Origin of the sequence: Nostoc sp. CMAA1605 (assembly GCF_021596505.1) — a bacterium.
GTDB lineage: Bacteria > Cyanobacteriota > Cyanobacteriia > Cyanobacteriales > Nostocaceae > Trichormus.
Window position 1 is genome coordinate 1 of the sequence record NZ_PJIZ01000104.1, and the last position, 24,105, is coordinate 24,105.

The 24,105-nt window shown below is 40.5% G+C and carries 21 protein-coding genes and 2 pseudogenes; 7 read left to right on the plus strand and 16 right to left on the minus strand.

Annotation, left to right across the window (positions count from 1 at the left end; all coding sequences use genetic code 11):
• Positions 1–25: 25 nt before the first annotated feature.
• Positions 26–237 (minus strand): annotated as a pseudogene (ndhL, locus tag CV014_RS25205) (NAD(P)H-quinone oxidoreductase subunit L).
• 1,017 nt (positions 238–1,254) lie between these two features.
• Positions 1,255–2,277 (minus strand): Fic family protein, encoded by a 1,023-nt coding sequence (locus CV014_RS25210; RefSeq protein WP_236144524.1) that lies wholly within the window; start codon positions 2,275–2,277, stop codon positions 1,255–1,257.
• A gap of 76 nt (positions 2,278–2,353) precedes the next feature.
• Here CV014_RS25210 and CV014_RS25215 point away from each other — a divergent pair, with 76 nt between their 5' ends.
• Positions 2,354–3,541 (plus strand): MFS transporter, encoded by a 1,188-nt coding sequence (locus CV014_RS25215; RefSeq protein ID WP_236144543.1) that lies wholly within the window; start codon positions 2,354–2,356, stop codon positions 3,539–3,541.
• A gap of 683 nt (positions 3,542–4,224) precedes the next feature.
• On the opposite strand, the gene CV014_RS25225 is transcribed toward CV014_RS25215, so the two are convergent.
• Positions 4,225–4,728, minus strand: coding sequence for a 2TM domain-containing protein (locus CV014_RS25225; protein ID WP_236144526.1), 504 nt, complete (start codon positions 4,726–4,728; stop codon positions 4,225–4,227).
• Positions 4,729–5,023: 295 nt separating this feature from the next.
• Complete coding sequence (locus CV014_RS25230; protein ID WP_236144527.1) at positions 5,024–5,821, minus strand: creatininase family protein; 798 nt, start codon at positions 5,819–5,821, stop codon at positions 5,024–5,026.
• Between the two features lie 212 nt (positions 5,822–6,033).
• On the opposite strand from CV014_RS25230, the gene CV014_RS25235 reads away from it, so the two are divergent.
• Both CV014_RS25235 and CV014_RS25240 read left to right on the plus strand, forming a co-directional pair.
• On the plus strand, positions 6,034–6,741 hold the full coding sequence (locus tag CV014_RS25235; protein ID WP_103138256.1) for an ROK family protein: 708 nt from the start codon (positions 6,034–6,036) through the stop codon (positions 6,739–6,741).
• A complete protein-coding gene (locus tag CV014_RS25240; RefSeq protein ID WP_236144528.1) occupies positions 6,729–6,971 on the plus strand; it encodes a hypothetical protein in 243 nt (80 codons plus the stop codon). Before CV014_RS25235 ends, CV014_RS25240 begins: the two co-directional genes overlap by 13 nt.
• Here CV014_RS25240 and CV014_RS25245 read toward each other — a convergent pair.
• Entirely contained in the window at positions 6,957–8,279 is a 1,323-nt protein-coding gene (locus CV014_RS25245; RefSeq protein ID WP_236144529.1) for a hypothetical protein, read from the minus strand. The two genes, CV014_RS25240 and CV014_RS25245, sit on opposite strands and share 15 nt — an antisense overlap.
• A gap of 480 nt (positions 8,280–8,759) precedes the next feature.
• Here CV014_RS25245 and CV014_RS25250 point away from each other — a divergent pair, with 480 nt between their 5' ends.
• Positions 8,760–10,073: an acetyl ornithine aminotransferase family protein gene (locus CV014_RS25250; protein WP_236144530.1), complete on the plus strand. Its 1,314-nt coding sequence runs from the start codon at positions 8,760–8,762 to the stop codon at positions 10,071–10,073.
• A gap of 221 nt (positions 10,074–10,294) precedes the next feature.
• Positions 10,295–11,194, plus strand: coding sequence for a DUF1338 domain-containing protein (locus CV014_RS25255; RefSeq protein ID WP_236144531.1), 900 nt, complete (start codon positions 10,295–10,297; stop codon positions 11,192–11,194).
• Positions 11,195–11,302: 108 nt separating this feature from the next.
• On the opposite strand, the gene CV014_RS25260 is transcribed toward CV014_RS25255, so the two are convergent.
• The 11 genes from CV014_RS25260 to CV014_RS25310 form a co-directional block, all read right to left on the minus strand.
• A complete protein-coding gene (locus CV014_RS25260; RefSeq protein ID WP_236144532.1) occupies positions 11,303–11,494 on the minus strand; it encodes a hypothetical protein in 192 nt (63 codons plus the stop codon).
• Between the two features lie 647 nt (positions 11,495–12,141).
• The gene (locus CV014_RS25265; RefSeq protein WP_236144533.1) at positions 12,142–12,432 is read right to left on the minus strand and encodes a hypothetical protein; all 291 of its coding nucleotides are present in this window, start codon (positions 12,430–12,432) and stop codon (positions 12,142–12,144) included.
• A gap of 180 nt (positions 12,433–12,612) precedes the next feature.
• Entirely contained in the window at positions 12,613–12,924 is a 312-nt protein-coding gene (locus CV014_RS25270) for a P-II family nitrogen regulator (protein WP_236144534.1), read from the minus strand.
• Positions 12,925–13,098: 174 nt separating this feature from the next.
• Entirely contained in the window at positions 13,099–13,398 is a 300-nt protein-coding gene (locus CV014_RS25275; protein WP_103138263.1) for an RNA recognition motif domain-containing protein, read from the minus strand.
• Between the two features lie 267 nt (positions 13,399–13,665).
• Entirely contained in the window at positions 13,666–14,232 is a 567-nt protein-coding gene (locus CV014_RS25280) for an antibiotic biosynthesis monooxygenase (RefSeq protein ID WP_236144535.1), read from the minus strand.
• A 236-nt stretch (positions 14,233–14,468) separates the two neighbouring features.
• On the minus strand, positions 14,469–16,166 hold the full coding sequence (locus tag CV014_RS25285; RefSeq protein WP_236144536.1) for an alpha/beta hydrolase: 1,698 nt from the start codon (positions 16,164–16,166) through the stop codon (positions 14,469–14,471).
• A 145-nt stretch (positions 16,167–16,311) separates the two neighbouring features.
• Positions 16,312–17,007 carry an NADPH-dependent F420 reductase gene (locus CV014_RS25290; RefSeq protein ID WP_268964896.1) on the minus strand — a complete coding sequence of 232 codons (696 nt, stop codon included), beginning with the start codon at positions 17,005–17,007 and terminating at the stop codon, positions 16,312–16,314.
• The gene (locus CV014_RS25295) at positions 16,986–17,705 is read right to left on the minus strand and encodes a helix-turn-helix transcriptional regulator (RefSeq protein WP_236144538.1); all 720 of its coding nucleotides are present in this window, start codon (positions 17,703–17,705) and stop codon (positions 16,986–16,988) included. The genes CV014_RS25290 and CV014_RS25295 overlap by 22 nt, the downstream gene beginning before the upstream one ends.
• 316 nt (positions 17,706–18,021) lie before the next feature.
• Positions 18,022–18,651 (minus strand): response regulator, encoded by a 630-nt coding sequence (locus CV014_RS25300; RefSeq protein ID WP_236144539.1) that lies wholly within the window; start codon positions 18,649–18,651, stop codon positions 18,022–18,024.
• Positions 18,652–18,854: 203 nt separating this feature from the next.
• The gene (locus CV014_RS25305) at positions 18,855–21,842 is read right to left on the minus strand and encodes a GAF domain-containing sensor histidine kinase (RefSeq protein WP_236144540.1); all 2,988 of its coding nucleotides are present in this window, start codon (positions 21,840–21,842) and stop codon (positions 18,855–18,857) included.
• 226 nt (positions 21,843–22,068) lie between these two features.
• Entirely contained in the window at positions 22,069–23,085 is a 1,017-nt protein-coding gene (locus CV014_RS25310; protein ID WP_236144541.1) for a M28 family peptidase, read from the minus strand.
• Positions 23,086–23,130: 45 nt separating this feature from the next.
• Between CV014_RS25310 and CV014_RS25315 the strand changes: the two genes are divergently transcribed.
• On the plus strand, positions 23,131–23,295 hold the full coding sequence (locus CV014_RS25315; RefSeq protein WP_236144542.1) for a hypothetical protein: 165 nt from the start codon (positions 23,131–23,133) through the stop codon (positions 23,293–23,295).
• A 69-nt stretch (positions 23,296–23,364) separates the two neighbouring features.
• Positions 23,365–24,041 (plus strand): annotated as a pseudogene (gene tmk, locus CV014_RS25320) (dTMP kinase).
• The last annotated feature ends 64 nt before the right edge of the window (positions 24,042–24,105 follow it).

Here is a 24,105-nt window from a genome sequence, read left to right on the forward strand (position 1 = left end):
CCCCCTGCCTCTTCCCCCTGCCCCTTTAAGCTTCAATCTTGCGTGGCTTGGGGCGCAGATTTATAAATGGGGATAAAACCAATAGTCCTGGGAAAAATAAAAACACCATAAAATACATCAAAGTGCGCTCAATGGAGCTAGCCACATACCAGCGTAGATTTAAGTAGATCATTAAAGCTACGGGACAACTAACAAGTAAGCTCCGGCCAAAACCAGATACAGCAAGGGTACAATCATAAACTCTTTGTTTGGTGGATCTGTATTTACATCATAGGCTGAACCTTGGGGCTAAATAAACTCTGACTATAGGGCTTTTAAATGACTCCCGCAAAAATTCCTGATTATTGCTGATCAAAATTTTGAGATAATGCTACAATAGCGAAGCTAGTAAAACATTAAAGGTCTTGTGCAACAAGATTAAAGATGCTAACCTAGTCTGGTTGCAAGGTATCCCAAGCAACTCGTAGCTAAAAAGCGTGCTTTGCCAAAAAAGAAAAAAATTTTCTATTTGTTGGACAAAAAACGCAATTAATGCTGAAATAGATAAGTGGTTATTTGCTTCCTCAGAAAAATAACCGACTCCCAAACAAACGGGGGGTGTGGCGGAATGGCAGACGCTACGGACTTAAACTGAATTGAGCCTTAAAGAAGAAATTCTTTAAGTGTCAGCTCTCAAACTCAGGGAAACCTAAATCTGTTGACAGACAAGGCAATCCTGAGCCAAGCCGAGAACTCTAAGTTATTCGGAAGGTGCAGAGACTCGACGGGAGCTACCCTAACGTCAAGCCGAGGGTAAAGGGAGAGTCCAATTCTCAAAGCCAATAGGCAGTAGCGAAAGCTGCGGGAGAATGAAAATCCGTTGACCTTAAACGGTCGTGAGGGTTCAAGTCCCTCCACCCCCATTAAAAATTAAAAACTACTAAATAAAACCTTGTGACTTTACCCCTAAATTTGCAGTGACAGCAGACTTATGCTTTCCATGAAGGGTAGAAACTTTATTGTCACTAACCGAAGCCCAGAATTTACTATATTTTGGGCTATTTTTATCATATATTTTTTAGTATTCAACATTTCTGTATATTACTCATTATCCATTAAGTAGAACAGGGTAAATAATTAAAGGTTTGTAGTGAGAAATAAAGTTCTCTCTACGAGACGCTGCGCGCACAGAAAAGGACTAAAGTCCTTACTACGAACTGAATCCTATTATTTTTAGATTGCTTAATATAGTTTGGTTTTTTCTAGTCGTTCTACTTACTTCAAATAATTATTAATAAAATCAGTAATTTCCTGATAAAAAATCTGCCCCTTCTCTCGACTACTACTAGCAGTTACTAATAATCTTAAAGTTTCCACCAATGAAGTGATAGCAGCATCACAAACCAAGTCAAAAAGCCGACTTAAATCATCTTGGTTTTGTTGTCCATAAGCTAAAGCGTTAATATAGTCATTGCGAATTTGATTGTTAATTACCACAATGGGATAACCTGCACGAATTAACAATAAATTCATTAATAATCTAGCTGTTCTCCCATTACCATCCCGAAAAGGATGGATAGAAACAAAACGATAATGGGCTATTGTTGCATATTCTACAGGATGGAGTGCTAAAGCAGCATCTGAATTGAGCCAGATGACAAAATCTGCCATTAATTGAGCTAGTAAATAATGGGGAGGATAAATATAGTTTGTTCCTGCCGCCATTACATCCAAATTCCGATAGCAACCTGCTTCATCAGGGTTAATTTTCCTCAGAATCAGATTGTGAATTTGTTTAATTTCCCATTCATTAATTTCTGCATTTTTTCGGGATAAACCCTCAATATAGTCTATTGCTTCCTTATGTCCAATCACCTCTAAATGTTCATCAAGAGTTTTACCGCCAATTGTAATTCCTTTTGTTAACACTAACTCAGTTTCACCTTGAGTTAAAGTATTCCCTTCAATGGCATTTGAGTTATAGGTAAAGCGGACATCATAGAGCTTTTTCAGTTCAGCAATCATGGTTTTATCGAATGGTCTAAAGTCATCTAACCAAGCTTTTAGCTTGTCTATTTGCTCTAATTTAAGTTGATAATTCATACTCACATAATTACTGATTAAAGCAGTTAATGAAAAGTCTTTTTTTTGACTTAAACCAATTACCTGCTCAATAAACTGCTCGTAAAGTTTAGAGGGTGATACTAGCATAGGGTAATGGGTAACGGGTAATGCTGTTATTGTATTTTCTATTTCTATTCTCCACTCCTTAAAACGGTGAATCAATCCAATTGTCAATACTTCCTCCTATACCCCTGCCTCTTTTGTGGAATCGTATGCTTGAATATGAAAGCTATTTATGGTTTTTTGGAGTATGCCACAGAAAGCAGCCGCTTTGAGGTTTGTAATTTTATTAGGCTTTGTGAGCCTGTGCGCTGATGCTACCTATGAGGGAGCGCGTAGTATTACCGGAGCTTATTTAGAAGTTTTGGGAGCTAGCGGTACTGTGGTGGGCTTAGTAGCTGGTTTTGGGGAGTTGATTGGCTATGGCTTGCGGCTCGTGATTGGTTATTTGAGTGATCAAACGGGTAAGTATTGGGGAATCACGACTTTGGGTTACTTTGTGAATACCGCCGTTGTACCACTGTTAGCTTTAGCTGGTAGGTGGGAAGTAGCCGCAGGGTTGATGATGGCTGAACGTACTGGTAAAGCAATTCGGACTCCGCCACGGGACGCGCTACTTTCCCACGGTGTGAGTCTAATTGGTAGAGGCTTCGGCTTTGGTTTACATGAAGCAATGGATCAAACTGGTGCTGTCATGGGGCCTTTGGCGGTAGCTGCAATGGTTTATTTTCAGGGAGAATACCGCAACGGTTTTACAGTGTTGGTTGTACCTGCGGTTTTGGGATTAATTGTGTTAGGGATTTTACAATTTATCTATCCCAATCCTAGCGATTTTGAGGAAGAAACTGAAGAGACTAGCCAAGAAGAAAAATTACCGCAAATTTTTTGGATTTATTTGGGTGCTGTAGCGATTATTGCGGCTGGTTATGCAGATTTTCCGTTGATTGCTTTTCACTTTCAAAAACAAGGGATTGCGACTGGCCAAACCATACCTTTGTTTTATGCTTTTGCAATGGGAATCGATGCAATAGCGGCGTTAATGTTTGGCTATCTGTTTGACCGCATTGGAATTTTTGTGTTGATGATTGCGGCTGTTTTATCATCTTTATTTGCGCCTTTAGTCTTTTTAGGTAATACCCAATTAGCACTTTTAGGGATAGCATTTTGGGGTATTGGTATGGGCGCGCAGGAATCGGTTTTGAAAGCTGCGATCGCTGGTATGGTTCCCAAGCACAAACGCGCCACAGCCTATGGTATTTTCAGCACTGGTTATGGTCTGGCGTGGTTTTTAGGTAGTACCTTAATGGGTGTATTGTATGACCATACAATTACTACGCTGATTATCTTTGCTTCTGCCACGCAACTATTAGCAATAGTCTTTTTTGTCTGGGTGAAAATGCAAGCTGAAAAAAACAATACAGTTTTGACAACAAATTAGAAACATGATTTGGAGGTATAGGTAAATACCAAAAATATAGTTATTGTGTTGTGGGCTGATAGCCTGCAACACAAGAGAGTTTTAAGAAAATATTTTATCCTGAACACAGCAATATACACACTACATATACGCAGATTTTTTTATAAAAAAATACTAGTTATATAGTAAAGTAAATGGTGTCAATGAATGTAAATTCACTTGGTTTTAAAGATAATGTCAAAAATCTTAAATAGTAAGATGGTCTTTCCCATAAAGCTTATCTCTGTTTTTCTGATTACTAGTGCAATTGTTTTAGAAATATGGAATATTTACACACCTTTCAATAATGAGACAACATCAAATAGTCTAAATATAGTTTTTTGGATTGGAAGATTTGCGCTCTTCAGTCATTTTTTAGAAGCAATAATAGCAACTTTTTATGCAAATTCACGAAATAGAATACCATTGCAATATGGTATTTACACCTTTTTTGTCGGCACAATTGGACTGTTAGAACTCTTTAGAAAAGAAGATATCAACGTAGAAAGTTGAACATTGCTAGGACTTATACCAATTGGCAATGGACTTCTCTCGGAGACGCTAACGCGTAGCTAGGCCGCAGGCTTTACGCCATTAATAAAGTCACCATCTTGGTTTCAAACTTTGCATCTGTTGCTTAATTTTGGAGAATAAACTCTCCAATCTTAACTAGTTAAAACTTTGAACCACTTATTAACAAATGTATTGATAGTTTGTTTTATTTGATGCTTGCGATTCCATCTTTGAAAAGCCATTTCATACTCTTCACCTTTAGCAAGAAAGGTATTCCAAACATCAAGTCCCAAAGCTAAACCACAAAATAGCAATAGGTAAAGTGACCAAGATATAGTACCACCGCCTATAAAATCTACTAAGAGAAAAAAGGCATTAACAATCGTGTAGTTACCTAAACGTTTCTTAAACCTTGTGAGGCGGTAGGTATTAAATGCTTGTCTTTGTTGAAGTTCGCGATTTTGCGATCGCCAGTCTTTCTCTGCTAAGTTTAGAGTATCGGGAGAAATTTCTAATTCCTGGGCAATTTCTAAGATTTGCTCATAACTAAACTCTTTATCTTGGTCGTCAGCTTGCCGGGCGATCGCAAGCTGTAAAATACGTTGTACATCGTCTTGGCTATAAGAACGGTAGTTTTGAGAATCAAAGTCCGTCATAGTGGCTATCTCTTAGGTATTTTTAATCAAGATTTATCGCCCGCTAGCTGTGCGCTAGATTGCATCATCTTAGCTGTGACATTATCTCTACACTAGCAAATACAGCAGTTTTCGTCCCTACGGAATTTGAAGTGCTGAGTGCTGTTAGCGGTAGCGCGGCGTTTAGCCGGTGCTGAGTGGTGGGTGCTGAGTGATGAGTGCTGAGTCATTACTCATTACTCATTACTCATTACTCATTACTCATTACTTCTCCCTTGTCTCCCCTACACCCCTGCTCCCTGCCCCCTTGCCTCTTCTAAGTGGGTTGACGAAAAGCGTAAATTTCTTTAATCACTGCTACCCAACCATCGGAGACAGATTCTAAAATGCGATCGCCTTTTTCTTTAGTAGCTGTAGTAGCATCACCAATTACACCACTTTTACTAATATCTTTTGTCACCCAAGCCACGGGTAACTTACCTTCCCAACTCAATAAACTATCTTCTGGTTGTTCTGGGGGATACTCTGCTACAGCTTTGTCTAATCTGACTTGATCTGGCAAAATTGCCAACATAATACTAGTTTCCGCATCCCCAGCGTGCATTCCTTGGCTTGCTTCTTTCGGCGTTAATAATTCTTTAGTGATATGCGGTACACGCCAAGTAAAATGCGGGAATACCCAAAAATCGCCATACTTAACGTGCAAATCTCGCGCCGCCATTTGCATGACTTGGGGTTGTCCCCCGTGGGAATTCATCAATACCAACTTCCTAAACCCAGCACGGTAGATACTTTCGGCTACTTCGATTATTGTGGCGGTGAGTGTTTCTGTGCTGAGGGTAATGGTACCAGGAAAATGCCAGTGTTCATTAGATTTACCATAATAAAGAGTGGGCAAAGCATAGGCAGGAATCTCAGCATCTAACTTAGACAAGGCCTTACCTAAAACGCCCACACTAATAGCAGCATCAACAATGAGTGGTAAATGCGGCCCATGCTGTTCAATTGCCCCCACAGGTTGAATGATAACCACATTTTCCTTATTAGGCATAGCCTGAATCTCAGTCCAGGTGAGGTAGGGAAAAAACCGTTCTGGGGGAATAAAACTGTACATTTTATTACTATCGCGTCATTTTTATATTAACTGGAATTGGGCATTGGGAATTGGGCATACAAGAGGAATTGGAGCAGGGAGCAGGGGGCAAGGGGAGAAAAATTTCCCCACTTCTCCCTGCTCCCTGCCCTCTACCTCCTATATCCCATTCCCTAAACACCTAATTCAGCGCATAATAACCAAATCTTAAATATTGACCTGGAGGCTCAACAATGGTCGAGGATAATGGCTCAATTCGTACTTTATCTGTTGATATTGGCGGTAGTGGTGTAAAAGCGATGGTGTTGGATATTGCGGGAAATCCTGTAACGGAAAGGGCGCGTGTGGAGACACCCCAGCCTGCTACACCAGAGGTAGTAATTAATGCCATTATGGTCTTAGCTGCCGCCCAAGGCGAGTTTCATCGGGTTTCGGTGGGTTTTCCTGGTGTGGTGCGTTGTGGTGTCACAGAAACAGCCGTTAACTTGCATTCTCACTGGATTGGTTTTGACTTAGAAACGGCATTGTTACAAAAATTAAATAAGCCCGTGCGAGTGATTAATGATGCAGATATGCAAGGGTTTGGGGCAATTAAGGGTAAGGGTGTAGAGTTAGTGATTACTTTAGGGACGGGTTTTGGTTCGGCTTTGTTTGTCGATGGGAAATTAGTCCCAAACATGGAAATGGGACATCATCCATTTCGTAAGGGAGAAACCTACGAAGAACAGCTTGGAAGGACAGCGTTAGAAAAGGTGGGACAAAAGAAATGGAATCGTCGTTTAGAAAAGGCGATCGCATCTTTACAAAAGCTATTTAATTATGATTATCTCTATATTGGCGGCGGCGAAGCAGTAAAAGTAAATTTCCAATTACCTCTAAATGTCCGACTTATTCCTAATATCAGTGGTTTATTAGGTGGTATCGCTTTGTGGAGGGATTAGGGACTGGGGACTGGGGACTGGGGACTGGGGACTGGGGACAAGGTGGACAAGGTAGATTTTATCCCAATGCCCAATGCCCAATGCCCAATGCCCAATGCCCAATGCCCAATGCCCAATGCCCAATGCCCAATGCCCAATGCCCAATGCCCAATGCCCAATGCCCAATGCCCAATGCCCAATGCCCAATGCCCAATGCCCAATGCCCAATGCCCTGTTTACTTCTTAACTAAAAAGTAGGCATTAGCATACTCTGGTAATTTACCTATATATTGCCGAAATGACTTTTGATTGGGGAAAATTCCTGCTAGGTAATCTAGTTGATACAGGTTTGGTAAAAATGCGCCGCCTGTATCTGCAATTACTCCCATTTGTAGCTGTTTTCTGCCGCCTTGGTTGTGTTCAATTACAACCACTCTACCTAAACCGATGTTTAACACATCGCCTGCAAAGGTTACTCCTGGTTTAATCGAAATCTTGGCATCTATTGTGTGTCCATAACCTTTGATGGCATCAACTTGTCTGAAGTACCAATAACGTTTTTGTGCTGTTGCTTTTAACCCTCGGATATAAGACATCCCGTTATTTCTATCTACATTGAAAAATCCTTGAGAACCATCGAGAAAGTTAATCAGGATTGTCCCTTGCATTAAGGCTTCTTCTAATCCATTACGGGTTAAATAAGCTAATGGTGCTACCTTCCCATATTCTTTGCCACCAGGTTCATAAATGCCTGATAAAACATCTTGCTTAGTGTATTTGGTATAGAATTTATCTGTAGCTGCGTTGTCTTTTAAGCTGTAAATCGGTGTGTTGTAGGTTGCGGTTTTCTTTCTTGTTCCAGGGTGTGTAAATACTGCATATTTTGTAATACGTAATTGCTTTTGATTTTGGTTATCTGGTTTATAAGCATCCCAGCGAATGACGCGAAAATATCTGTTAATAAAGTTGGGGTTTTGTAAGCGTGTAATCCTGTTTTTAGCAATATCTTCCTGCAAAACTACAATCATGAAGTCTAGAGTTTTGAGAATGTCTTCTGTAGTAACTTTTTGTGTACTCAATAACCCAGGTCTTAAGATATCTGGATCTGCTGCACCATGTTCTTGGAAATACTGTCTTGTATTAACGAGGACACTTAATAAATCGGACTGATTAAAGTTAACTTTTGTGGTGGGTAATTGCGCTGCTGATAAAATTTGATTACCATTGACGCTGTATTTATACTTGCGCCATTCATCAATAATCGGATAACTAACAGATGTGGTAGCTAAATTTTGGTTATCTTGGGAAAGGTGGTCTTGATTTTTTGGTAAGTTATTCTGAGTCGCTGTAGATTGTAGGGAATTTTGCGAAAAGCTTACCGGAGTTAGGAGATTAGCTGATTGTGGGTTCGAGGTGATATTAGAGTCAAAATCCTGGGATTGTTGGGCTATTTGTTGATTTTTGCTGTGATTATATAGATGATTGCTGGTAAAACCTAGCAGCATCAACGCTGCAAAACTTACTGTTAGTTTAAGCTTCTGGCTGAATATCATATTCATAATCTCGGAACTCGATTTGATGACTGGAATTATTTGCGTAAGTAGGAAACAGTGAACAGGAAAGAGGAAAAAAATAAGGTAAAACTGTACTGATTTTTTTTCATAAATCAAATATGAGTTCTATAGTCATGCAAATTTGATTCCTAAAATTACTGGTATAGCTAGGGAACAGGGAAAATTAAAGATATACAGAACTTTGGCAAAAATTAACTCAGCGTCACGTCCTCACAGCACATTTAACAGGGCATCAAACTCTTCCAAGGTTGGGGAAAAACTCAGCCTAACAGTGCATTATAACCTGCACACTGAATTACTAAACTAGGGTGTAAGTATGGAGAGGGAAGACTTTTTTATAATTGATAGGACATATTATTGCTAATGTGTCAATGCGTAAGTTATACACGAATAGAATCAAATGTTACTGTTCGTGCTGGCACATTGCAGTTTAATTACCCGTATTTAGAATAAATTACAACAAATATGATAAGTATTCCCATTGAGCGATCTTTACCGCGTGTACCGCATTTGGTGACATCTTTACCAGGAGAGAAAGCTTTAGCTATTGTAGAGCGCGATCGCACTGTTACTTCTCCTTCTTATACCCGTGATTATCCTTTGGTGGTGTCTCGTGGGGAAGGCTGTATGTTAGAAGACGTAGATGGGAATGTGTTTCTAGATATGACCGCAGGTATTGCTGTCACCGCAACAGGCCACGCCCACCCAGAAGTTGTTAAAGAAATTCAAACACAGGCGGCGCGCTTAATACATATGTCGGGGACAGATTTTTACTATGAACCGATGGTGGAACTTGCTGAACATTTAGCCATTCGCGCCCCTTTTCCCCACAGTGCTAGAGTATTTTTTACTAATTCCGGTGCAGAATCTAACGAAGGCGCGATGAAACTAGCTCGATATTACACCAAGCGATCGCTCATCGTGGCCTTTTTAGGTGCATTCCACGGACGCACCTACGGCGCAATGTCCCTGACTGGTTCTAAAACAGTACAACGCGCCAATTTCGGCCCCTTAGTTCCAGGAATCACCCATATTCCCTACGGAACTCACGCCAGTTTAGACCACCTAGAACAACAATTATTTAACACCATCCTCCCGCCCCACGAAGTTGCAGCCATCATCGTTGAACCCATTCAAGGCGAAGGCGGTTACATTGTCCCTGAAGATGGGTTTTTAGCCAGAATTCGGGATATCTGCAATCGCCACGGTATGTTAATGGTAGTGGATGAAGTGCAATCTGGTATGGGACGCACCGGTCTTTTATTTGCCATTGAGCATTGGCGTGTATCGCCTGATATTATTACCACAGCCAAAGGTTTAGCCAGTGGTTTACCATTAGGCGCAGTTATCGCCAGGAGTCAATTTATGACCTGGCCGCCTGGTTCTCACGCCACCACCTTTGGCGGAAACCCCGTAGCTTGCGCGGCGGCTATAGCCACATTAAGACTATTAGATAGTGGTTTAATGGCTAACGCTACCGCAATGGGAGAATTGCTACAAGCTGGACTCACCAAATTACACGCAAGATTTCCCAGAATGTCATCACCCAGAGGTAAAGGCTTGATGGTAGCGGTAGATTTATTAGATGCCCAGGGTAATTATGATAGTAAATTGCGCGATCGCATCATTCAAGCCGCCTTTTTAAAAGGTCTACTATTATTAGGTTGTGGTAAAGCCGCCATTCGTTTCTGTCCACCTCTAGTTATTGAAAGCGACCAAATTCAAACAGCACTTGATATTTTGACTGAGATTTTGGATTTTGAAGGTGTGGGGGTGTAAGAGTGCAGGGGTGCAGGGTGCAAGGGAGAAGTAATGAGTAATAAGTAATAAGTAATGAGTAATGAGTAATGAGTAATGAGTAATGAGTAATGAGTAATGAGTAATGAGTAATGAGTAATGAGTAATGAGTAATGAGTAATAAGTAATGAGTAATAAGTAATGACTGTTGACTATTGACTATTGACTGTTGACTGTTGACTCTTGACCATTGACTAAAAACTATGAAACCTGAAATTTCCTGTCGTCTTTGGGAATTACTTTGGCAAGAATATAAAACCAGGGTGAATTATGCTCAAATCTATGAACAAATGATTACTGCGGCTGGGGGAAATATTGCTAATGACCATATAGCTTTTCGGTCTTTGCGAATGGTAGTTGATAGTCCTCAAGGTGAAGTTAATTTAGGTGTCAACTATTTAGGACAAATCGTTGAATCATTGGGCTATCTACCAGTCGGTGAATATATTTTTCCCCAAACTCACCTCTATGCCCGTCACTATCGCCATCCGCAACAGGTAGAATTTGATTTACCCAAGCTATTTATCAGTGAGTTAATTGTAGATGAATTACCTGATAATACGGCTCAACTCATTTATCAAACAGTTTCTCAAATTCAGCAGCAATTAATCTTTCCTAGTCAACCAGAAACAGACGATGAAAGTATTATTCAACAACTACGTACAGCTTTCACCCGTCCTTGGCAAATTCCTCTCCGTTCTGCGGTGGAAACTGTAAATCAAGTGACTCAATATGGTGCTTGGGTGTTGTTACATGGTTACGCTGTTAATCATTTTACTGGCTATATTAACCGCCAGAATACATCATCATACCCAGATATAGATACCACTGCTAAAGGTTTGGCTAATTTGGGTGTACCAATGAAAAATGAAATAGAAGGTGATGTAACTTGCGGCTTGCGTCAAACAGCTACTGCCGCAGTCAAGGAAATGGTGACAGTAATTGATGATATGAGTGGAGAGAAAATACAAATTCCTTGGACTTACGCTTATTATGAAATTGCCCAACGTTATTTAGTAGAAATCACACCAGGTAAACAAGAATTGTTTGATGCCTTTTTGGGTGCAAATGCCAAGCAATTATTTGAAATGACGAGATTGTGATTTCAGCAGGTAGCTATTTAAGTTGTGAAAAAAATCAGTACAGTTTTTATTTTCTGTTCCCTATTCTCACGGGTAAGTCCAGAAATAAAATCTGATGGCTAGAGATTCTTACTGTAAGTTTTCTGTGCTTATATCTTTACTGATATCTGTTGAACTATTTGTGTCAACATTTTGTGCTTCTTTGGTAAAATACTTTAAAGTTGAAGCTAAAGCTAGTTGAGAAGCTACTTGATAAGCTACCTCTTTAGGTATCTCCTGTTGCTGATTTAACAACTCAACAAAGCTTTCAAAATCACGCATTACACAATATCTCTGTAAAGCAGATTTTTTTTCTATTAAATTAAATTTTTCGTCAATCTTCGCTTTTGCTTCATTTTCTGCCTCAGCAATCGAATTGACAAACCCGCCACTATGACATAAGTCCCCAAAAATCTTATATTAATAAGCTTTTCTGCTTAATGATTCCTCTTCAATATGAATTGAATGAAATTTGTAATCGATTTTGTGTTTTTTAGATTCCATAAATATATGAAGTCACATAATTAGCTTAAAAATAACCTTAAACTTGTAGAATTTTCATGTTCTTCTCTCTCTAAGTAAGAGACTATTTATCAAGTAAACCTAAAATTTGTAGTGGAGTGACACAGCTAAAATAGTGCATTAATAGAAGTTCTATCCGCGTGGATCTGCGATCAATTTCATCAAAATTGATTGCATCATTTTAGTCGTGTCACGCCACTAAGTAGAACGGTGTAAATGATTAAAGGTTTGTAGTAAGGACTTTAGTCCTTATGAGAGGACTAAATGCAATTTTCTACATTACTTTACATAGGTTATTTTTTTCAATTCGTTCTACTTACTGAAATATTTACTTTATAAATAGGCTCTTAATTCCTACTGGTTAGTGTTAATTTTAAGCCATCCAGTAAATCTGAGAAAAAACAGACTCATTGACTAGTAATCATCATGCTGCCTTGGAGACTGCTGACACAAGAATTAATGTGAGAACGGATAGCTCGTTCATAAACAGCAGTTTGTTGTGTGCGTATGCCTACAGGCTGATATATCAAGTTAATTTCAGGAAATTCGCACCAGTACATTAAGAAAATGTCTTTAGCAGGAGTAGTAATTTCATAATTATTTTCTTGCCTTTTCTTCCTCAATTTACAATTATTTAGCTGTAATTTTTGTCTAAATAATTTCTCAAACTCGGAAATTGTATTTGCAGTAGTTTCCATTATTGATACACCTAGCAATCTGTTATTAGAGTCTACATGATTTTGCTGATATCCCTGAGTATGAAAACGAAGCCATCTAAGCCGAAAGCTAATCATACCAAGGGTTTCAATTATATGGCAATTTATAAAATTTGCTCCCGACAACATATCTATACAAATTGCCATAGAAAGGAAAGTTAATCAATAGAAGGCTTCTATATTATGTCGGAAGGCGATTAAGGCGTGTTTACCTTGCTCCTCTTTTAATTTACAAGTGATTTCATCAGATACCGCTAATGAAACAATTGTTTTAATTTCAATATTAGTGTTGTAGCCTGCTATATCGGCCAAGCGTCTTCCGTGACCGCCTTCACCCTGTACTTGACTAATGGTGTAGCCGCTTACATTATGGCTTTTTAGCAGCTTAACAATACGGTCTTTCAGCACCGTTTCACCAATGATAGTGATTAAAATAGCAGGCTCTACAGGAGTGTGAGTACCTGAGTCTGACATGGAGAACTCCAGATATTAGTTTTTGGCTCGTGAAAGCTTGAATTTTCTCTTTCACTGCACAGTTGAGATGCGGTATTAAAAAGGCTCAAGCATTTCTGCCTGAGCCGGTGCTAAATGCAATTAATGTGCTTGTTAGATTAGTGGATTAAGCTTCTAGAGCTAAATTTATAGAACTTAGTAGCGATTACGTCCACCATAGCTTCCACGACCACCACCAAATGAACCTCTATCTTCTTTGGGTTTAGCCTTATTAACTTTCAGGTCACGTCCCATCCATTCTGCACCATCCAGTGCTTCAATTGCAGCTGTTTCTTCTGCATCTGTACTCATTTCCACAAAACCAAAACCGCGTAAACGGCCTGTTTCACGGTCAGTAGGTAACTGAACGCGTTTCACAGAACCATATTCTGCGAAGACTGCATTTAAAGTCTCTTCTGTAACTTCATAAGAAAGATTGCCTACGTAAACTGACATAAGTTGTCTCCGAAATCATAACTGTTAGGAGATTTAAGTTTCGGAGAAAAGTCTGTAAATACCAAAAGGAAAAAGCCCGTCAATACTAAAAACAAACGCGGTCGCCGAATTAATTCTCACCTACTAGTATGGCATAGCAAAAAATTATCAAGGGATAATTACAAAAACCGTTATATAAAGTAATGTAAACAATTTATAGCTAAGTATAGTAAGTTTTTTAGTGCGGCGCGTCTACATACACGTTGAAATAGTTTTATTAATTTTAGATTACTTTGACGGGTATAGCCATCCTTTAAATAGACGCGTTACTTGGGGCATAATCACCCAGGTCATTAACGGCATCGTGATACTAATATTGATGAGAGTAGCTAGCCACAAAGGTAGACCAATAGTAATTGGTCTGAGTACGCTAGGCATAAAATAGCTCACTGGATATATCCCAACGGCACTAACAATTGCTGTTTTCCATTTAGGTGGCGGTACTGCATTGGGTATTTCTGGTAAAGTAAACCAAGCTTCTAGACTATTGACACGGGTAACTCTAGCTTCATTCACAGTCAGCGCATCTGCACGCGCAATCCAACCTTGACAAATTGGGGAAGTTTCCCACTCTTGCAAATGTTCAGGAGTATCAAAGCGTAAGATGAGTTGCCATTCACCTCTTTTACTACTGGGGTAAAGTACATCACTACCCAAATATCCAGGGAAGGTACTAGCCGCTAATATCACGCCTTTAGTCGCTTCTTCAAAAGCAGTTTCTAATCCTGGTTTGACACGACGCGCGATCGCAATAACTCCAGGTGCTAAATTAATTGGTGGTTGATTCTGATTCATTGAACCTCAAAATATGTTTGATTACCACTAGTGGTGAGTGGTGAGTGATGAGTGATGAGTGCTGAGTAATAAGTAATAAGTAATAAGTAATAAGTAATAAGTAATAAGTTATGAGTGGTGAGTTATCAAGTGCTGAGTAATGAGTAAAGTTTTTCTTCCCCTGCTTCCCCTGCCTCCCCTGCTTCCCCTGCTCCCCCTGCATCCCCCGTCCCCAATCCCCAATCCCCAATCCCTCTCTAATTCTGATTACTAATATTAGGATAATTTTGATAGAGTTTATCTAAAAGTTGGGTGATTGCTTCGTTACTATTAGAATTCACTAAACTCAAATTTAAGGGTGCTTGACTAATAGATTGAGCATAGGAAGCTGTGAGATAAGGTCTATATTCTGATTGGTTGCGAAGCTGAGTTTGAAAGAATGCGACTCCTAAAGCATTCATATAGGAATACACACTTTTTCTATCAGGCCCTAATAATCCTTGGGGGACGGGAATTACACTTGTACTGGTGGGTAAATCGGACTGTACAGAAAAGTGAGTGGCATTTTCAATTAAAACTAAATATTTATCTTGACTGGATAATTTTGTAAAAGGTCGAATTTGTTCGGGAACTGCGGGGGTGAAAATGTCTTGACTAGCAGCCACCATCATCACCGGAATTTGTATTGTAGTGACCCCTTTATCTCCAAATAGGACGCTATTTACAGGATTCATCACCATAACGGCTTTGATGCGATCGTCCTTGATGGGATAGTTATCAGGAGGTAGATCACTAGCACGACATTGTAAAAATGTGGAAATATTTAAAGAGCGATTAGGATTACATTCTTGATTAATTTTCTCAAAATCAAAAGTGCCGCCAGCTAAGGCTAATGCTGTATAACCGCCAAGGGAATGTCCAATTATTCCTACTTGTTGGAGATTTAATTGATTTTTAAACCTGGCATCAGTTGCATTTAAATTTTGCAGTTCATCTAATAAATATTTAACATCTAAAGGACGATCAACCAGTTCTATAGGTTGGGGAGGGCTAGCAATTCCTGAGAGGAATTGTTGAAATTGTTGGGAATTACCCACAGGATGATCAAGAACTGCTACTGCAAAGCCATAGGATGCTAAATGTTGAGCTAGATAGACAAAAGTATTGCGGTCTTCTGCTAACCCATGAGAAATCACAATGACTGGATAAGGTGCAGAATCTTTGACTGTTGTTGATTTGGGTTGTGGTAGGTAAACATCAACATCATATTTACGCTCTAAGACAGTTTTTGATTTACCATCACGATCGCGATCGTGTAGAGTGAAGGTAAATTTATTGCTTTGAAAATCACCTGGTTGGCGAATATCTGGTTTTTGGGTAAAGTCTATTGTTGCTGAATTCGCAGTTTCTTGATTTGATAATTGTTGAATTTGCGAAACTACTATATCCCTTTTTTGTAGTAGTTCTGATAACTGCCCCATGATTTGTGTTGTTTCTGAAAGATTCAGACGAATACTGGGACTAGAATATTTTTTGATAATATTAATTAGTGTCAGTCCTTCAGGACTGGCCGCAGATAAAATTAAAGCAGAACGGAGGGCATGAAAACCATTATTACGATTTCGCGTCTGTAAAATTTCTCCAAAGCGGAGTAGCATTTTCTCGCCGATTGGTGAATAGGTAAATTGGGACATGACAGTGGGGGTAATTTGAAATTTTGTCCCTAAAAAACCTCTGAGTTGAGCTAACTGCTCAGGTTTAGTACGATTAGCATAAAAAGCAAAATCTGGAGTGATTTTACCTTCATTGACAAAAAGCTCTAAATCTTTAACGGAGACATCAAAATCACCAAAAGGTGGATAATTGAATTCAATTTTCTCTGCGGCTAAGACAGGTGTAGCAATAGAAATACTGGAGATTGTACCCAAGCAGCAGATAATAGCTTTTTTCCACATAAGGAATTTACAGACTAGGATGTGTGAAGTTATGGACTGGAAGGTTGCAAATCTTTGATAAATTGATGGATCTAGATTATTGCGATCGCTCTCAATATTGCATCTATGACAATTACAGCAGTTGATTCGATGTTTCTTTCTGTGCTTACCGTTGTAATGCTTTCAGTCCCAGATTCGGAAACAACTTACTGGCTACAGCAAACTGTACCCAAGCTGTGGCTAAGGTTTCCAGGGAACGGGCTACTGTTAAATTACCTGCGTCTATGGCTTCATAACCGCATTCCTCAATCAAACCAGCAACAATCTTTTTGGCTGCTGCATCATTACCACAATAAAAAATACTAGGGCGATCGCCACCAAAGTTTCTAGAATCAGCCGCAATCACTTCTGCAAAGGTGATGTTAAAAGCTTCCACCACTTTTGCTGTTGGTGCTGATTGCTGAATAATCTCAGCAACGGATGCTTTTAAGTTAGTGGCTATACCTATGGTTTTACCTGTAAAGTCTGGTTGTAAGCCACTCACACAAGTCATAACAATTTTACCGTCGAGAGAACCTGCAAAACGCAGAGCTTCTTCCAAAAACGGCATCCATACAGCCAGCATGACTACATCACTTTGGGAAAATGCTTCTGTCGGTGTTCCTACTTTGGCATTTTCACCAGCCGACACAGCTAATTGATGTAACTTATGATCATCTCTGGAATAGGAGAAAATGACTTCATGTCCGACTTGCGCCCAAATTTTACCCAATCCCCCACCCATATTTCCTGCGCCAATAATGCCAATCTTCATGGTATTTTCCTCTATTTTGGGAGTAGTTAGCCAATTGTGGTCATACAGCTATGTTCGGCAAAATATCTAGGTGTCACTCCGGTATATTTTTTGAAATGTTTGGTGAAATGACTTTGATCTGCACAACCAACCATGAGTGCAATTTCTGCGATCGCGTATTTTCTTTGTCGCAGTAGTTGTTTAGCTTTTTCCATGCGTTGCTGCAACACATACTGATAAGGTGTCACCCCCATTGATTGCTTAAACAAGCGACAAAAATAATACTGACTCATCCCACAGATTTGTGATAACTCAGCTAACTGAATTGGCTGTGTAAAATGGCTGTGGATGTAGTTTATTACCTGCTTGAGTCTATGACTGGATAATCCTCCGACAGAATGCGGTGTTGGTTGTGGGAACTCACGGTGTTGTGGAAGAGGATAAATAATTAATACTTGGGGGAGCGATTCTGCATCAGGGTTTTCATTTAGTTTTGTCTGTAACAAACAAGCGATCGCTTCTATCTGAGGATGACAATTTACCTGATTCATTAACTCCATATCGTTTTCCTGTAATCCACCGATTTCCGTTGCTGTTTGAGATAACAAAACTGGATCAATCACAAGCATTAATGATTCATTTGTAATTTCCCATACCCAAATCCCTGGTACTTTTGCTGGATAAATCCAGTATTCTTGTTTGTTTTGTAAGTCTTGAGAGATTTGCTCACTACCATTCCCAAAAACAAAACGATGAAAGTATGGCAACAAATCCTCCTATGAACGTGTCTAAATTAAAACTTTATGTAACGGCAAACATTAAAACCCATGATGATACGCTGGCATTCTTAATTGCGTAAAGCCTGCGGCCTAGCTGCGCTCAGAGCAAAGCGGAGTGAGAGCATCGTTGCGTTAGCAAAGCGGGACGTTATATTTAGTATGAATCTTGCATTGAGGCACTGGGTTTACTCTATAGGATCAGCCCAAGTTTGTCCCTATGCCAAAGTTCAAGTGTGGAGCATAGGAAACAGTCAAGATTGAATTATACCCAGGATGGGGAAAATACCTTAACTTTTGGCTAGGTTTAAAGACTGACAATCCCGCGTTTGAGGGCTGTAATCACAGCTTGGATGCGATCGCTCACTCCCAGTTTACTCAAGATATTATTGACATGATACTTGACAGTACCCTCTGATATCTGCAATGCGCTAGCAATTTCCTGGTTAGTCTTACCAGTAGCCATCAAGCGGATAACTTCTAATTCCCGCCCACTTAGTTGTAACACACCCACTCTTTCCGCTAGTTTTGCACCCACGGAAGGAGGAATATACTTTTGTCCTGCATTCACCATACGAATAGCTGCAAGTAATTCATCTGGTTCAGCATCCTTCAATAAATACCCCTTAGCCCCAGCCTTCAGTCCACGATAGATGTCTTCATCACCGTCATAGGTAGTCAGCACAATAATCTGGGCATTTTCAAATTCACCACAAATGGCGGTAATAGCCGCAACTCCGTCCATTTCCGGCATCCGTAAATCCATCAAGGTGACATCAGGTTGATGTTGTCGAAATACAGCGACAGCTTCACGCCCATTACACGCCTGTCCTACCACTGCCATATCTGATTCCCGATCAATCATGGCAGCCAAACCTTGGCGAACCACGGGATGATCATCAACAATCAAGATACGGATCTGGTTTGGCAAAAGCATAGGAGTGCTGAGTGGTGAGTGCTGTTAGCGGAAGCGGGGCGTTTAGCCGGTGCTGAGTAATGAGTAATGAGTAATGAGTAATGAGTGAGTTAGGAAATAAATTCTACCTTGTCCACCTTGTCTACCTTGTCCTCAGTCCCCAATCTCCAACTCTTCTTCATTTTGAATTTTGAATTTTGAATTTTGAATTGATTCGTCCCCAATCACTCCCGATTAATAGATATGGTAACTTCAGTTCCTTGATTGGGGGTACTTTGAATTGTCAGCTGTGCTGCCATGCGATCGCAACGTTCTTTGATCCCCATCAAGCCAAAACCTTTGGTTGTAGGCACACTATCTGTCTCAAATCCTTTGCCATTATCTTTAACTCGCAAGATAAATTGTTTCGGTTCATACACTAGTTCAATCTTGATTTCACTGGCAATTGCATATTTAATGGCGTTTGTCAATGCTTCTTGCCCGATTCGTAGTAAATTATTCTCTATATCTACCGCTAAGGGATAAATTTCCCCAATAACCTGACAAATAATTTGTTTTTCCACAGATACAGACATTTGCTCTGCTAGACGGTTAAAAGCTTTACATAGATTGTTAGTTTCTAGGATTTGAGGACGCAAAGCATTGACTGAACGCCTGGCTTCGGCTAGTCCTTCACGGGCGAGATCCCTGGCTTGGGTGATGTGTGTTTGCACTTCTGTCAATTGATGTGGAATTATTCTAGAAGCCGCTCCCAACTGTATAATTACGCCAGTAAAAGCTTGAGCTAGGGTATCATGAATTTCTCGCGCCATGCGGTTACGTTCTTCTAGAATTGCAGTTTGGCGGCTTTTGTCGGCTAAATGTGTCAAGTGAATGGCTAATGTCGCTTGTTGTGCCAAAGACATAATCAGTTCAATATTTGGGGGTAAGCTAGTTCTGGGTTCGCGGAAGCACAAACCGATAAATCCCAAGGGACGAGAACCCAAAATTAAGGGTACACGCACAATAGAACGATGTCCTTGCCCTCGATGCCACCTGACTCCTGAATGAATGGTGTGACTGCATTCATCTAAATTAAAGAATATAGCTTCACCTCTAAATAGTGCTTCTTTGGAAAAGGAAATCATATTGCCTCTGACCGGCACTCGAAACGGTTCTAGGTCGGGTGTGGTCTTAATGGGCAGTACCTGACCTTCTCTGACATACCGTTTCATGATTTGGGTATTGGATGTTTCGTTGTAGAGAAATAAAGCAGCCGCATAGGATTTAGCTTGGGCAGAGGCTTCTAGAAGGATATGTTCCCAGAATGTTTCTAAGTCTGGTTTATCTGCTAGACGATTCACACAACCACGTAAGGATTCATTGGCTCTCACCAATTCAGTAATCTGCTTGTGAGCAGCTTTTTCCTGTTCTTTGAGGATGGCTGCTTGTTTGGCGGTTTCGGCTAATTTGGTTAGTTGAATAGCTAATGTTGCTTGATGTACTAAAGCTTGGGCTAGTTCAAATTCTTCTGGTTTCAAGGTGGCTTTCTGGGTAAATGCTAACCCCAAAAAACCTAAAGCGATGTCACTACCTAGCATCAGAGGAATACACATGGCTGTTTGATGTCCCATTTGGCGATGCCATTTTACAGCTTCAGGCCAATGTTCGGGATGGGCGTTTTCCCAAATAGCAAATTCTAACGGTTGTTTCGTGGTGATCAGGATTTCCCAGCCTTTGGTAATATCTGCGGGGATTGATTCTAGGAAGGGTGCGATGTTTTTTAGTTGGGCTTTCGGGATTACCTGGCCGTTCTCCGAACCCAAATGTAACTGTAGAGTATGGGAGGCAGCATCATAGAGAAACAAATATGATAGCTGTGCGCCTAGTTGATGTTGAATTTCTAAGATGACATGACCCAAAAATGTATCTAATTCTGCATCGGCAGCCAAGCGGTCGAGGCTATTTTTGAGGGCTGTGTTGGCTTTAGATAGTTCTGCTACTCGTTTTTCGGCAACTTTAGCACGTTCTGCAATCAGGTGTTCTACTAGTTGTTGACGGTGTAAAGCTGCACCGATGCTTTCAGCCGCAGTAGTCAAAACATCAATTTCTTGTTGACTCCAATGACGCGGATAAACACAATCATCAAAAGCTACACAGCCAATGTAGTTGCCAGTAATAAATAATGGCACTGCCCCAGAAGATTTAATTCCCAAAGATGCAAAATGCGGTTTGATTTCATCAGGAAAGTCATCAATGATGCACCACATCGAACGTCCCGCAGACATTTCTTTGAGAAGACACTCACAATTATCATTGTCAATGACTGCCATTGTGGGATGATTGATTTGGGGGGTGATGCCTTCAGCTACCCATTCATGGGTGATGTGGTGCTGTAATTTTTGTGTAACTGGGTGTTGACGTTGCAAAATCAGTTGCACGCGGCTCATATTTCCTACTTCCCCAATCGCTTGCAAGGCTGTAGGAATTGCAACATCTATATCTTCGTTTTCTAAGAGTTTTTTAGTAATTTTGGCAACTACAGATAAAAGGCGATCGCGCTGTTGTAATTCTTGATGGGCTTTTGCTAGTTCGGCGGTGCGTTGTTTTTCCGCTTGCTGAATACGTTGACGCTGAATGAAACTGCCAAAACAAGCGGCTACGGTTTTGAGTAAGGCTAGTTCAGATGCACCTCGATGTTTGACTTCCCGACAGTCATCAAAACCCAATGCACCCCAAAACTGACCTTCTACAAAAATCGGTACAGCGTGCAGCACCTTAACACCTATTGCAGCTTGACCACTGCGAAAGGGTTCGGGCATTTCTTCTATGAGATAGGTGAGGCTTTTACCTTGGCTCAACAGTTCATACCAATGTGCAATTCCCCCATCCTCATAAGCTCCCTGGGCTTCATCACTATGAAACAGTTGTGATACTGTATGGGGTGAATGCCATTCGTATAACATTTTCCAGTAGTGTTGGAGTCGGGTAGGATGAATGAAATTTTCAATGACGGATACGCGATCGGCATCTAAACTTTCCCCAATGAGTTTAAGTGCAGTTTTCACCGCTTCATTGAGATCATTGATCGTCAGTAAAGCGTTAGCTGCTGCGGCTGTGGCTTCTAAAACGCGCTCACCTAAAGTGGGACTCAGCCCATCGGCGTTTTCTTGCAAATTGCCCGTTTCCAGTTGTGCAACTAGTTCTTGTTCGGTACGCACCAAGGCTTGCATTGATTTTTACTCAAAACTAAAAATATCTCAGTCGATAGATTTGAATATTGATTACAGGGTTCAGCTATTTAAAAACCCTTATACATTGAAGATTTTTGCGTTTTAATTTTGTATAACCATATCTAGCATTAATACTGTTTCAGTGGAAGATAGAATCTGACTTTTTTAATTTTGTGGGCGCATTTTTTCCGCAGGAAGATGCAAAACTATGAGATGTTTTTGATTTTTAATTCGGTGCTTGTACAATTTGTTGATTTAATAAAGTGTTAGTAGCATTAACTACAATCTGTGCAGAACCAAGAAAAAACGATCGCTCGATATTATCAGGTATATCACTAGGTTGATGATAGTGGGGTGTGCGAAGGTTAGCGGTATCTGTCACCAATACAGCACCAACTCCTTGATACCAGAAAGGTGCGTGATCACTCCGCAGAGTATCCGGTGTCAGTATACCTTTGAGGGGAATGGGTAAAGTCAAGACAGTTGGTAAATTCTTTGGCTGAGATTTTTGAAAGGCTGTCAACAGTGATAAATGTTCTGTATCACCTATGGCAACTAAAAAATCGCCTTTGTCACTAGGTGGAGTCACAGGTAAACCTTGGGGATATTGCTGACAACCACTAGTGTAGCAAGCATAACCTATCATATCCATGACAATTACGCCCTGGATATTTTGCAGACGCTGTTCTTCCTGCACAAACGCTTTACTCCCTATTAATCCCGCTTCCTCTTTGTCAAAAAACGCTAACTGCAAAGTTTGGGGTGTGGGTAAAGATTGAAAAATTCTGGCTAATTCCAGTAATACCGCTATACCGCTAGCGTTATCATCAGAACCAGGAGAGGCAGCCACAGTATCATAATGGGCAGCCACTAAAATCGCTTTGGCTGTGGTGTCAGTTCCTGGACGTTCCGCAAATACATTCACACCATCAGGAAACCGTTCTAATTTCGGTTGCCAGCCGAATTTGCGTAATTCATTCGTGATATAAATTCGAGTTAGCGATCGCTCTTTAGCTGTGTAGCGTTGAAAATTTAACTTTTGAATGTGAGTTAATAATTTATCCGCCGATACTTGCAAAGCCGGATTAATTGCTGGAGATTCTGGTTGGGTTTGCGGTGTAATTACTGGTCTACTCTCTACAATTTCTACTGAGTCACGCTGTTGAAAAAATGTACTTTCCCTACTACCAAGAATCACAATTGCCACAAGCACCAAAAGTGCCAACCAAATCCTTTTTTTCATAAGAATTTATTCTTACCCTCCCAACTAGGTTAACGCAGATAGTCAATGGTCAATAGTCAACAGTCATCACTCATTACTCATTACTCATTACTCATTACTCATTACTCATTAGTCATTACTCATTACTCATTACTCAGCACTCACTCAGCACTCATTACTTCTCCCTTGTCTCCCCATGCCCCATGCCCAATGTCCCCACCTATCACGTAGACTGTTAAAGCATCTAGATGCTGGTTTCTTCATTTTGAATTTTGAATTTTGAATTTTGAATTACTAACGATGGGTGGCAGATTAATTGTATTTGAGGGTGTAGAAGGCTGTGGCAAAACTAGCCAAATGCAGCTTTGTGCAGATTGGTTACACAGTTTGGGGCTGGATGTAGTTGTCACCCGTGAACCAGGGGGAACGGAGTTAGGTGTCCATTTACGGCGATTGTTATTAGAAAAGAAAGAGGATCAGCCTGTGGCTGAGGTGACGGAATTATTATTGTATGCTGCCGATCGCGCACAGCACGTTTCCCAAGAATTATTACCCAATTTAGCCGCAGGGAAGTATGTTTTGTGCGATCGCTATGTTGACTCTACCATTGCCTATCAGGGTTATGGTCGCGGTTTGGATATGAATTTAATTCATCAACTTAATCAGATTGCTACTGGTGGCTTAATTAGTGACTTAACTATCTGGTTAGATGTAGATGTAGAGGTGGGATTTGCTCGTAAACGTGGGGATGCAATGGATTAGACCGCATTGAGCAAGAAACTATTGCTTTTCATCGTCGTGTGCAGCAAGGCTATCAAGATTTAGCTGCTTCCTCTGCCTCTCGTACTGTTCGAGTTGATGGTAGTTTGAGTAGGGAAAGTGTACATCAAGCAATACAGGCAGTCTTAAGTTTACACTTCCAGGAGTTGTCAACGAAGAGGACAGGGGGCAGGGGGCAGGGGGCAGGGGGCAGCTAACAGGTGTAGGTTTTTTACGTTGTGTACCAAAAACCTTGGTTTTGGGGTGTAGGGGTGTAGGGGT

Excerpts from the sequence above, each read along its gene's own strand:
- CV014_RS25215 (WP_236144543.1), top strand. The coding sequence starts at position 2,354 with ATGCCACAGAAAGCAGCCGCTTTGAGGTTTGTAATTTTATTAGGCTTT.
- CV014_RS25265 (WP_236144533.1), bottom strand. The coding sequence starts at position 12,432 with ATGGAAACTACTGCAAATACAATTTCCGAGTTTGAGAAATTATTTAGA.
- CV014_RS25270 (WP_236144534.1), bottom strand. The coding sequence starts at position 12,924 with ATGTCAGACTCAGGTACTCACACTCCTGTAGAGCCTGCTATTTTAATC.
- CV014_RS25310 (WP_236144541.1), bottom strand. The coding sequence starts at position 23,085 with ATGAAAAAAAGGATTTGGTTGGCACTTTTGGTGCTTGTGGCAATTGTG.
- CV014_RS25255 (WP_236144531.1), top strand. The coding sequence starts at position 10,295 with ATGAAACCTGAAATTTCCTGTCGTCTTTGGGAATTACTTTGGCAAGAA.
- CV014_RS25230 (WP_236144527.1), bottom strand. The coding sequence starts at position 5,821 with ATGTACAGTTTTATTCCCCCAGAACGGTTTTTTCCCTACCTCACCTGG.
- CV014_RS25250 (WP_236144530.1), top strand. The coding sequence starts at position 8,760 with ATGATAAGTATTCCCATTGAGCGATCTTTACCGCGTGTACCGCATTTG.
- CV014_RS25235 (WP_103138256.1), top strand. The coding sequence starts at position 6,034 with ATGGTCGAGGATAATGGCTCAATTCGTACTTTATCTGTTGATATTGGC.
- CV014_RS25260 (WP_236144532.1), bottom strand. The coding sequence starts at position 11,494 with ATGCGTGATTTTGAAAGCTTTGTTGAGTTGTTAAATCAGCAACAGGAG.
- CV014_RS25315 (WP_236144542.1), top strand. The coding sequence starts at position 23,131 with ATGGTCAATAGTCAACAGTCATCACTCATTACTCATTACTCATTACTC.
- CV014_RS25245 (WP_236144529.1), bottom strand. The coding sequence starts at position 8,279 with ATGAATATGATATTCAGCCAGAAGCTTAAACTAACAGTAAGTTTTGCA.
- CV014_RS25225 (WP_236144526.1), bottom strand. The coding sequence starts at position 4,728 with ATGACGGACTTTGATTCTCAAAACTACCGTTCTTATAGCCAAGACGAT.
- CV014_RS25285 (WP_236144536.1), bottom strand. The coding sequence starts at position 16,166 with ATGTGGAAAAAAGCTATTATCTGCTGCTTGGGTACAATCTCCAGTATT.
- CV014_RS25300 (WP_236144539.1), bottom strand. The coding sequence starts at position 18,651 with ATGCTTTTGCCAAACCAGATCCGTATCTTGATTGTTGATGATCATCCC.
- CV014_RS25275 (WP_103138263.1), bottom strand. The coding sequence starts at position 13,398 with ATGTCAGTTTACGTAGGCAATCTTTCTTATGAAGTTACAGAAGAGACT.
- CV014_RS25280 (WP_236144535.1), bottom strand. The coding sequence starts at position 14,232 with ATGAATCAGAATCAACCACCAATTAATTTAGCACCTGGAGTTATTGCG.
- CV014_RS25305 (WP_236144540.1), bottom strand. The coding sequence starts at position 21,842 with ATGCAAGCCTTGGTGCGTACCGAACAAGAACTAGTTGCACAACTGGAA.